The following is a 9,261-nucleotide window of genomic DNA, read 5'->3' on the forward strand; positions in this document are numbered from 1 at the left end:
TGCGAAACGATGGCGTGACGGCTTGGGTGCCGACCCAAGGCAGCCAGATCACCGAGGTTGTGCTTTGCTCGATACTTGGCCTGAGGCCCGATCAGGTTGAGATCAAGCGAACATACATCGGCGGCGGTTTCGGGCGCAAACTTGTGGCGGACGCGACGGTGCATGCCGCCATTTGTTCAAGGGCCGTGGGCCGTCCGGTTCAACTGATCTGGCACCGGGAAGAGGACATCAAGCTGGACCGGTTCAGGCCGATGTTCGATTGCAAACTGGTCGCGAGCGTTGATCAGGACGGGATGCCGACGGCCCTGTCCGCACGGATTGTCGCTCCGACCCTGCTGTCTCCGATCCTGCCCGCCCCGCTTGACCCCGGAATGGTAGATGAGCTGTGTGTCGAAGGGCTGGTCGGTAGCCCCTATGACTGGCCCGCGCTGCGTGTTGACCACAACATGCTTCAGCTGCCGATCCCCACGATGGTTCTGCGGCCTACCGGGCATGGCCCGAATAACTTTGCCGTTGAAAGCTTCATCGACGAACTGGCGGCATCTGCCGGTGCTGATCCGCTGATCTACCGAAAGCGCCTGCTGACGAACAACAAGACCGCGCTTGCGGTGCTGGATCGTGCTGCTGATCTGGCCAGTTGGGACACGCCGAAAGACGGACGGCATCTAGGGTTGGCATTTGCCGACTGCTTCGGAAGCTACCTTGCCCAGATTGTCGATCTGTCCGTCACCGCTGAAGGCGTAAAGATCCACAAGATCGTCTCCGTTGCGGATCCGGGCCCGGTCCTGGACCGTGTGAATGCAACATCGGTGATCGAAGGGGGCGTGGTCTGGGGGCTGTCTGCGGCTCTCTATTCGGAGATACGCTTTGACGGTGGGCACACACGGGAACGGAACTACGACGGGTATCTCGTCGTCACCATGCCCGATGTTCCTGACCTGGTGACCGACTTTGTCGAAGGTCGCAGCGAGATCGGGGGTTTGGGGGAGGTCGGAGCGGTCTGCGTTCCCGCAGCTTTTGCCAATGCGATTTTCGCTGCTACGGGCAAACGATACCGAGAGCTGCCGATGTCCCGGCACCGTGTTCACACAATCTATGGAGCCCAGAATGTCTGAGCTTTCGACAAAAGCCACGTCGCTGACGGTCAATGGCGTGCGGAAACAGGTTGAGGCAGATCCCGCCACGCCCTTGCTTTGGGCGCTGCGCGATCATCTCGGGCTGACCGGGACCAAGTTTGGCTGCGGTCAGGCGTTGTGCGGTGCCTGTACCGTGCATGTTGATGGGGAAGCGGTTCGGTCTTGCGTCATTTCTCTTCGTGACGTCGAAAGCAAGAACGTAACAACAATCGAGGGGTTGGGAGCCGTTCAGTTGCACGTGCTGCAGCAGGCCTGGATCAGGCATCAGGTCCCTCAGTGCGGCTATTGCCAGCCCGGTTTCATCATGGCGGCGGTTGCACTTCTTGAAGAAAAACCGAACGCAAACGGATCGGACATCGATGAAGCGCTCACCAACATCTGCCGCTGTGGCACCTATGCCAGGATTCGGCGGGCAATTCTTGACCTGACGAAAGGCGGCTAGGGTCGTAGACCGCAATTGGCACGTTGTCTTTTTCAGGGAGCGGAGGCCTGGCGAGACGGTTCGTCTGGACACGAGCAGCGGTGGCACCGAGACTGGATAATGGAGTGCGATCTTTTATGAGAATCTTCATACCTCAGGTGCTCGAACGCCAGGTCTGGACCGTTCCACGCCGCGAAACCGACAATCTCCGCCTATACGCCGTGAATGGGCCGCGCGAGACCGCCTGGCTGCCGGTGCCAATGCAGGAGCTTCTTAAGGATGATAGAGGCCGCCAACGCCATGCCTCAGACATGCCTTGGTACAACGAGCATTTGCTGGTCTTGCGAAAGACTGCACTTGCAGCGCTCCGGCCCGAACTGGAGCGCTACGGCGAGTTTCTAGACTTGATCGCTGACACGCCGCTGACACTCTTCAACGTGACGGTCAGCCTCGAGGCACTCGAAGAAGACAAATCAGAAATCGTTCGGTTTGATGATGGCAGCGTTCTGATGATTGAACGGCACGTCTTTCGGCCTGACGCAATCGGCTCGACTCAGGTCTTCCGGTTACGGTTGCGCAACGGTGGCTACCGTGTCTCGCCAATCTACCTGCAGGAGAGTTTAATTGACACCTTCCGTGAGGTTGGTATCCGCGGCGTCGGCTTCGCGCTGGTCTGGGACGAAGATCGACCATCGGTCGGCCAGGAGTTGATCGAACTTTGAACATTCGAGGCGCGGCATCCACCCAATCGGTGATTAGATCGCGGCGCAAGCGAGGGTCAGCCGTGGCGACGGCCCATCAGAAAGTCTGCAGTCCGTTGGTCAGCGGGAAGGAAAGCCTCGATCGCCAGTTCGGCCAGGCTGATGTCCACCGCCGTGCCGAACACAGTCGTGGCGCTCAGGAAGGACAGGCGACCCGCGTCGGTTTCCAGCACGAAGGGCACGGCGATGGAGGGTCCTTTCGTCGTGCCGGGCCGCCAAGGCGCATTGCCGGGCGGCACAGGATAGCCCGCAAGCTCGTCGCGCAGCGTGGCGAGGACGGGATCGGCGGACAGCGCGATCTGCCGGTCCAACCGCGCCAGGATGTGTGTGCGCCATTCGCGGTAGTTGGCAACCCGGGGGGCCAGCCCCTGTTGATGCAGGCTCAGGCGCAAGACATTGACCGGTGAGGCTAACAGCGCGGGGTCCACCCCGGCAAGCAACGGCCCGACCGAGGCGTTCGCCTCCATCAGATGCCAGTGCCGGTCGATGGCCAGCGCCGGAAACGGCTCGTGCCCCTTCAGGATCGCGGCGACCGCCTGTCGTGCGGCGACCATGTCAGGATCATCGAGGGTGCGCTCGCGGTAGACAGGGGCGAAACCTGCGGCGGACAGCATCAGATTGCGCTCGCGCAGCGGCACATCCAGCCCGTCAGCTAGCCGCAGCACCATCTCGCGACTAGGTGTGCTGCGGCCCGACTCCAGAAAGCTGAGGTGGCGCTGTGAAATCTCAGCCTCGCCCGAGAGAGCAAGCTGACTTAGTGCGCGACGCTGGCGCCACTGTCGAAGGAGATCGCCGAAGGAAGGGTCAAGCATGGTCATAGCCTTACGATAGGGCTGCCGGATCGCTCACGCGATTACCTCCCGGATAATCGACGCGTCGTCCGCCGATTGCCAGAGTGACGCAATCGAAACGCTTCTGCGAAAGGAAAGCACGATGACAAACTCCGATCACGGCGGCCTTGCCCGCATTCTGAACTTCGACGCTTTGACCTGCGCGGCGATGGGCCTATTCCTGCTCCTGGGTTCCGGACCGATCGCTGGGATAACGGCGATTCCCGCGACGTTGCTTTTCTATGCTGGCGCGATCCTGATACCGATCGCGATCTATATGGCGCTGGTCGCCCGCGCCGGAACCGGCAGTCCGCTGGCGGTCTGGCTGGTGATCCTCGGCAACCTTGGCTGGGTCGTGGCCAGCGTCGCGCTTTTCGGTGTCATCGCGCCGAATGGCCTCGGGGTCGCGCTGATCCTCGGGCAAGCGGCTGTGGTCGGCCTGCTGGCCTGGCTCGAGTATCGGGCCTGGCGCGGCATCAGCGCGCGCGCCCGTGTCACTGCGTGACAGTAAACCATGACGGCGGCGGCCCGGCGCTTCGCCGGCTTGCCCCGCGTCGCCCGAACTGATCTCGATACCAAAGGAACCATCATGACGACCATTCGACCCTTCCTACACTCAGTCGTGGCTTCGCTTGTCCTGCTTTTGGCTGCAACTCCAGCAACCCACGCCGATGAAACTGAATCTTCCACGACAGGAACCACCATGTACGTTCGCGACCTCTACCCGTTGATCACCACACCCGCCCACTTCGAGGCGCGCGACTTCTACGTCACCCATTTCGGCTTCGAGGTCGCATTCCAGGCCAGCTGGTTCGTCTATCTCGTCGGCCAACCGGATGGCGAAAGTCGTGGCGCAACGCTTGCTTTCATGCACCCCGACCATCCGTCGAACCCTCCGGGACCGGAAAGCTTTGACGGGCGCGGCATGATACTGACCGTCGAAGTCGCCGACGCGGCGGCGGCTTTCGAAAGGCTCTTCGCTGCCGGCGCTCCCATCGTGCATCCCTTGACGGACGAAGCCTGGGGCCAGCGCCGCTTCATGACCCAGGATCCGGCGGGCGTGCTGGTCGATGTGGTGCAGCAGATCGATCCGCAGGCAGGCTTCTGGGATCAGTACATGACCGAATGAGGTTGTGCGGGGCACGTTGGGTGGTGGCGCTGGCGGAAGTCTGCGCCACCATTGGATTGTTGCCGCGACTGAGGCGCACCGCACTGCTCGGCTGTCGATATCCAGTCACGAGCCGGTCGCCGAGGATGAAGAAGGGCGGCACCGCAGGTTTCATCAGGAGTGGCGCGTTCTAGCCATCAGCCAAGACGGCGACCTGCCGCTTCATGATGTCCCGTGTCGTAGCGTCGGCTGGAAACCAAAGCCCAGTCCGCACCATGGCCGGTGCCACATCCTGCGGCAACTGGAACAGAGTCTGCACGGTAAAGAAGCTCAACGGTCCCTGTGGCGTTGTGAAATGCAGATCGAGACCTGGCTCCAGCCTGTCGTGGGTTTGCCCTTCGAGTAGATCGCCGTACCTATTCTGAAGTGCAGCCTCCAGCGCTTCGACTCGTTTGGTCAATGCCGGCCGGATCAGCATTTCAAGCCGCAGCTGACCAAGCAGTCGTGCACCAATGATCGAGGGTTCAGTCATCCGCGCCAGCAACCCGCCCTCATGCGCAATTCCGGCAATCATGTCCCACCCGTCAAGATCACCATCGAGCGAAGCCAGGTACTCGGGCATAATGCGGCTGAACAACCAAGCTGCTCCGGCGTTCAGGCGCAGCATCCGCCAGTCCGAGTTGAAGATCATGCCGGGCCAAGGATCATGGGCGTCGAGAACCCGGCCATGCGCCTCAATTGGCCGTTCGAAGCCAGTGCCTTGTCGGCCGACGCGCCCGGTAACCACTGAAAATCCCGCATGCAGCAAGGCTGCGTTGCGCAGCGACTTCGGCGCGTTCAGTTCCTGCGTCCAATTAACGATGAGATCCCGGCTAGGGCGCGCGCGACCATTCTCTACGAAGCTCAGGTGACGCTGAGACACGTTCAGGCGCAACGCGAGTTCCAGTTGGGACACCTGCCGCGCTTCCCGAGCACTCTTTAGGATGGTTCCGACATTCATGGTTGCATCGTCCTGGCCGTATCAGTTTTGAGAGTCCTGTCGCGGCCGGGGCGGCGGCAAGGTGTCCGGGTCCTTGATCGCGCTTCTGTTTGCCCGACTTAAGCGCAGGGTGGCAAGGCAGGTCCTAAGCCGTGTCGGCGATCTTTACCCGACACGTAATCGCCACGGGATCGCAGCGCCCCTACTGTCTGGTGGCAAGATGACCGAAACTGAACTGAGGTTTCAAGATGCCGAAAGTAAGTATGGAAGTGCGAACCGGGCGGGATTTGCGCCCAGATCACATTATTGCCGAGGATGGAACGCGTCTCTTTGTGCGGGACTGGGGAGCGGGCAGGCCGGTGCTGTTCCTCTCCGGCTGGACCCTGCCTTCCGATTTCTGGGGCTATCAGATGGTTGCTACCGTACGGGGCGGCTATCGTGCGGTCGCCTATGACAGGCGCGGCCACGGCCGTTCCAGCGACCCGGGCCAAAGCTATGACCATGACACGCTCTCCGACGACCTGGCAGCAGTTATCGAGACGCTGAGTTTGGATGATGTTGTGCTGGTCGCGCATTCGATGGGCTGCACGGAGATCGCACGCTACTTCGCCCGCCACGGCCGGGGCAGGGTGTCGAAGGTGGTTCTCGTCGGAGCGATCACCCCCTGCTTCGCCAAGTCGGAGACCAATCCCAATGGACTGGATCCGACGATCCTGGAGCACTTGCGGGCCCCTTTGGCAATCGACTTTCCAGCATGGATCGCCGCAAACACCGAACCATTCTTCGTGCCCGAAACCTCGCCGGGCATGATCGCCTGGGGGCAGGGGCTCATGCTGCAGACCTCTCTGCTTGCCGCAATCGAGATGGCGCGCGCCAATGCTGAAACCGATTTTCGTGCCGATGTCGGCAGCATCAACGTGCCAACCCTTCTGATCCATGGCGACAGGGACGCGTCTGCACCTCTTGACCTTACAGCTAAACCGACGCAGGCACTGATCCGCGGAGCACGTTTGCAGGTGTACGAGGGCGCGCCGCATGGTCTGCCCTTGACTCACGCGCAGCGCCTTAACGCCGACATCGCAGATTTCCTGGCCGATGGTTGACATCTAGGCAACTAACGTCGCGCCTTGGAGCGTTGAAAGAGAAAAGAGCCTGGATGTAGACGCTCTATGCCCAGTTGCGGCCCGAACGGCGGGTGCACGGCGTCCGGGTCGAACCCCATGTCCCGGAGCGAGCGGCGGCTGTGTTGTGCGAGGTCCCTCCTTAGCTTTCGTGCGTGATGGCGGACGCGGGCCTGGTTCCAGATCGCTGCGATCCTGGTCACCACTGTTTCCCACGGCGAGCTGCCCGTCGCAGGTGTCTCTCTCGATAGATCCGTCGAACTCATCTTCTCTCTCCATCAGGATTGCGCGAGACCAAGGGTCATCGCTAGTTTGTCCGTAGCTTGTAGAGCTAAACCGGACTGCGCGGCGCGCGGCGGATCACGCCTTTCGCCTCAAGGTCAAGCTGCACGGCTTTTAGCCACCATCCGGCCGTGGCGCCGTGCGGAAAGAGCTGGTCCGGCAGCCGCGGCAGAACTGCCACATTGGCCTGTGGGACGGTCATCCCGGGCTCTTCGAAAGGGAGCACAGCAAGTAGCGCCTCTCGCATTGCCGTGTACTTGGCGCGGTCCAGACGCTCGGTCCGCCCAGGCGTATTGATATTCTCGACGACGATCTTGTCGTTAGACATCGAGCACTCCTTTCACTTCGATCTTCGGATTTCGGAATCCCATCGCAGCCCAAGCAGCGAAAAGTTTCGCGTAGAAGGCCGGCGAATGCGTGCGCAGGTTCGGTATGTCTTGCGGCAGACCGGACGGATCGTGCAGATCGCCTGTCATGGTGCGAAGCTGTGGCTTTGGTCTTTGATCCGTTGGCCAGAGATTCAGATAAACGCTCAGCCAATGCGCGCCTTTCATCTCAAGAAACATAGGGGTGTTGCAGCAGGTTGCGACGCAGCGCCGCGATCCGGAGGTCGGGGTCAGCCGGAACTCCTTTAGGGTATTGACACCGGTCAGGATCTTGACGCGATCCTTCCTGTATTCGGCCGTAGCGGTCGCTTCATAGGTGGTTAGCATCGGCGCGGAACCAGGCAGCTGGGCCAGCCGTGCCGCGGCAGCGCGGCAACTGGTGCACAGGCATTCCGAGACCAGGAACGGTTCGCCCTGTACTTCGAGGCGGGTGCCGCCGCAGCGGCAGGATAGCTCGACTGTTTTCATCTTGGCTTGACTCCACTCGGGGCTAGTCTGGCCGGGATCATTGGGTCAGGAATGCCGTATGCACCGCTTCGGCAAAGGCGGCTGCCTCCGTCTCAAAACCCATGTGGTCTCCCGGAAAGCGCATGGCTTCGACGCCCAACTTCCGTGTCAGGGCAAGACCTATCGCCTCAATATCCTGGCCCGCCGAGGCTTCGCCAATGGCAACGACGACCGGAGGCACTCCGGTCTTCAGCTTCTCCACTTCTGGCACATAGGTCGAAAGCGGGATCATGCCGTGCGCAAGCCAGTACTCGAAGTTGCCGCTGACCCGCTCGAACGTCGCTGCGGCCTCGGGCGTCATCTCGAACTCGGCTGGCGCTTCGCCTGCCTCGTCATCGCCGCTAAAACCCGCCATAGCGAAGAATTCCGCCATAGCGGCCTCCACGCCTTTGGTTCTGTAGGTCTCGTGCAGCGCGCGATCCGCGGCCAAGGCAGGCTCCGGATCGTCTAGCATCATCATCGACGGTGGTTCGTGCGCGACCAGCACCTGCACGAGGTCGGGATGCCGCGCTGCCAGATTCAGTCCGATCTGGGCCCCACCGCTTGTCCCGAAGACGTAGGCCGGGCCATTGTTCACCGCGCGGATGATAGCCGCCGCATCGTCTGCTTGCACATCGACCTCAAGGTCGACGACTGGCCCATCAAAGCTGCTGCGCGAGTTTCCCCGCGGGTCGAAGGTCACGACCGTGTAGCGGTCCGACAACAGTTCGGCGAGCTCGGTGAAGACCCCTGCATCCTGCGGTCCACCGGGGATGATCAGCAGCGTTGGCCCAACCCCGCGGACCTCATAGTACAAGCTTGCGCCCGCGACCCTGAGTGTCAACGTTCTAACATCCATAGCCATCTCGCTCTCTCCTTCAGTAAGATCAATGGTTTGCTTGCTGGAAACCTCCGCCGAGGTAGCGCCAGTCCAAACCAGACTTCCCGCTATGATCGCCAGCGCAGTCGTCGAGGTCAGTGCCGCGAGGGTCAGTTTCATTGTGCTTTCCTGTCGTTCCGGTGTGGTAACTAGTACTAGACTGATCAGTACTGCTTCAGTTGAGTACTAGACGGTATGGTACGCATGTGTCAATACGATTCGCAGAAACCCGCGAACAGGATGGATTGCGTCTGATGGTCGAAGAGCAGGTGGCGGCGTCCGGGGACACTCGCACCTCCCGCAAGAAGGTGGCGATCCTCGAAGCCGCCACCGAAATTTTCCTGCGGGATGGCTACCTCGGTGCCAGCATGGACGAGGTCGCTGCGAAGTCCGCCGTCTCCAAGCAGACCATCTACAAGCACTACGTCAGCAAGGAATCCCTGTTCATCGAAATCGTGTTCTCCCTGACCAGACGCACCGGCGATGTCGTGCTGATGGATGAACTGACCGTTTCCGATAGCGACAACTTGGCTGCTGAACTGGAACGATACGCCTACCGCCAACTGTCGATCGTGCTTTCACCGCGCGTCATGCAACTCCGCCGACTGGTGATTGGCGAGGTGGGACGGTTCCCCGATCTCGCGCGTGTCCTCTACGAGAATGGTCCTCTGCGCGCGATGCAGGGGCTGGCGGAGATCTTTCGCGAACTGGTCGCTCGCAGGTTGCTTACCGCTGATGATCCCATGACGGCCGCATCGCATTTCAATTGGCTGGTCATGGCGCAGCCACTCAATGAAGTCATGCTGCTCGGGGACAGTGCGATCCCCGCGTCGACTGAGCTGAAGCGGTACGCAAAGGAGGGGGTGCGGGC

12 protein-coding genes are annotated in these 9,261 nt (G+C 61.1%); 7 read left to right on the forward strand and 5 right to left on the reverse strand.

From position 1 onward, the window contains the following. The 3 genes from ACRCSW_RS01635 to ACRCSW_RS01645 all read left to right on the forward strand — a co-directional run. A partial coding sequence (locus ACRCSW_RS01635) for a molybdopterin cofactor-binding domain-containing protein (RefSeq protein ID WP_438702257.1) occupies window positions 1-1,115 on the forward strand: 1,115 nt, incomplete at its 5' end. Further along, a complete protein-coding gene (locus ACRCSW_RS01640) occupies window positions 1,108-1,578 on the forward strand; it encodes a (2Fe-2S)-binding protein (protein WP_438702258.1) in 471 nt (156 codons plus the stop codon). The genes ACRCSW_RS01635 and ACRCSW_RS01640, both read left to right, overlap by 8 nt. Before the next feature lie 116 nt (window positions 1,579-1,694). Further along, window positions 1,695-2,279, forward strand: coding sequence for a hypothetical protein (locus ACRCSW_RS01645; protein WP_438702259.1), 585 nt, complete (start codon window positions 1,695-1,697; stop codon window positions 2,277-2,279). Window positions 2,280-2,335: 56 nt separating this feature from the next. Here ACRCSW_RS01645 and ACRCSW_RS01650 read toward each other — a convergent pair whose 3' ends face one another. Further along, complete coding sequence (locus ACRCSW_RS01650) at window positions 2,336-3,130, reverse strand: helix-turn-helix domain-containing protein (RefSeq protein WP_438702260.1); 795 nt, start codon at window positions 3,128-3,130, stop codon at window positions 2,336-2,338. A 121-nt stretch (window positions 3,131-3,251) separates the two neighbouring features. Between ACRCSW_RS01650 and ACRCSW_RS01655 the strand changes: the two genes are divergently transcribed. Both ACRCSW_RS01655 and ACRCSW_RS01660 read left to right on the forward strand, forming a co-directional pair. Further along, window positions 3,252-3,653 (forward strand): hypothetical protein, encoded by a 402-nt coding sequence (locus tag ACRCSW_RS01655; RefSeq protein WP_438702261.1) that lies wholly within the window; start codon window positions 3,252-3,254, stop codon window positions 3,651-3,653. Between the two features lie 198 nt (window positions 3,654-3,851). Then, window positions 3,852-4,277 carry a VOC family protein gene (locus tag ACRCSW_RS01660; RefSeq protein WP_438702262.1) on the forward strand — a complete coding sequence of 142 codons (426 nt, stop codon included), beginning with the start codon at window positions 3,852-3,854 and terminating at the stop codon, window positions 4,275-4,277. Between the two features lie 169 nt (window positions 4,278-4,446). Here ACRCSW_RS01660 and ACRCSW_RS01665 read toward each other — a convergent pair whose 3' ends face one another. Then, window positions 4,447-5,256 carry an MmyB family transcriptional regulator gene (locus ACRCSW_RS01665; protein WP_438702263.1) on the reverse strand — a complete coding sequence of 270 codons (810 nt, stop codon included), beginning with the start codon at window positions 5,254-5,256 and terminating at the stop codon, window positions 4,447-4,449. 227 nt (window positions 5,257-5,483) lie between these two features. On the opposite strand from ACRCSW_RS01665, the gene ACRCSW_RS01670 reads away from it, so the two are divergent. Continuing rightward, window positions 5,484-6,338 carry an alpha/beta fold hydrolase gene (locus ACRCSW_RS01670; protein ID WP_438702264.1) on the forward strand — a complete coding sequence of 285 codons (855 nt, stop codon included), beginning with the start codon at window positions 5,484-5,486 and terminating at the stop codon, window positions 6,336-6,338. Window positions 6,339-6,687: 349 nt separating this feature from the next. Here the strand turns inward: ACRCSW_RS01670 and ACRCSW_RS01675 are convergent, their stop codons facing one another. The 3 genes from ACRCSW_RS01675 to ACRCSW_RS01685 are packed head-to-tail and all read right to left on the reverse strand — an operon-like array spanning window position 6,688 to window position 8,510. Beyond that, window positions 6,688-6,966: a DUF6958 family protein gene (locus tag ACRCSW_RS01675; RefSeq protein ID WP_438702265.1), complete on the reverse strand. Its 279-nt coding sequence runs from the start codon at window positions 6,964-6,966 to the stop codon at window positions 6,688-6,690. Further along, on the reverse strand, window positions 6,959-7,492 hold the full coding sequence (locus ACRCSW_RS01680) for a GFA family protein (protein WP_438702266.1): 534 nt from the start codon (window positions 7,490-7,492) through the stop codon (window positions 6,959-6,961). The genes ACRCSW_RS01675 and ACRCSW_RS01680 overlap by 8 nt, the downstream gene beginning before the upstream one ends. Window positions 7,493-7,529: 37 nt before the next feature. Continuing rightward, window positions 7,530-8,510 carry an alpha/beta fold hydrolase gene (locus ACRCSW_RS01685; protein WP_438702267.1) on the reverse strand — a complete coding sequence of 327 codons (981 nt, stop codon included), beginning with the start codon at window positions 8,508-8,510 and terminating at the stop codon, window positions 7,530-7,532. A gap of 134 nt (window positions 8,511-8,644) precedes the next feature. Between ACRCSW_RS01685 and ACRCSW_RS01690 the strand changes: the two genes are divergently transcribed. Beyond that, a partial coding sequence (locus ACRCSW_RS01690; RefSeq protein WP_438702268.1) for a TetR/AcrR family transcriptional regulator occupies window positions 8,645-9,261 on the forward strand: 617 nt, incomplete at its 3' end.

The sequence above is a fragment of the Tabrizicola sp. genome (genome assembly GCF_051645465.1).
GTDB lineage: Bacteria > Pseudomonadota > Alphaproteobacteria > Rhodobacterales > Rhodobacteraceae > Tabrizicola.

Excerpts from the sequence above, each read along its gene's own strand:
- ACRCSW_RS01675 (WP_438702265.1), bottom strand. The coding sequence starts at position 6,966 with ATGTCTAACGACAAGATCGTCGTCGAGAATATCAATACGCCTGGGCGG.
- ACRCSW_RS01640 (WP_438702258.1), top strand. The coding sequence starts at position 1,108 with ATGTCTGAGCTTTCGACAAAAGCCACGTCGCTGACGGTCAATGGCGTG.
- ACRCSW_RS01650 (WP_438702260.1), bottom strand. The coding sequence starts at position 3,130 with ATGCTTGACCCTTCCTTCGGCGATCTCCTTCGACAGTGGCGCCAGCGT.
- ACRCSW_RS01645 (WP_438702259.1), top strand. The coding sequence starts at position 1,695 with ATGAGAATCTTCATACCTCAGGTGCTCGAACGCCAGGTCTGGACCGTT.
- ACRCSW_RS01660 (WP_438702262.1), top strand. The coding sequence starts at position 3,852 with ATGTACGTTCGCGACCTCTACCCGTTGATCACCACACCCGCCCACTTC.
- ACRCSW_RS01680 (WP_438702266.1), bottom strand. The coding sequence starts at position 7,492 with ATGAAAACAGTCGAGCTATCCTGCCGCTGCGGCGGCACCCGCCTCGAA.
- ACRCSW_RS01670 (WP_438702264.1), top strand. The coding sequence starts at position 5,484 with ATGCCGAAAGTAAGTATGGAAGTGCGAACCGGGCGGGATTTGCGCCCA.
- ACRCSW_RS01685 (WP_438702267.1), bottom strand. The coding sequence starts at position 8,510 with ATGAAACTGACCCTCGCGGCACTGACCTCGACGACTGCGCTGGCGATC.
- ACRCSW_RS01655 (WP_438702261.1), top strand. The coding sequence starts at position 3,252 with ATGACAAACTCCGATCACGGCGGCCTTGCCCGCATTCTGAACTTCGAC.
- ACRCSW_RS01665 (WP_438702263.1), bottom strand. The coding sequence starts at position 5,256 with ATGAATGTCGGAACCATCCTAAAGAGTGCTCGGGAAGCGCGGCAGGTG.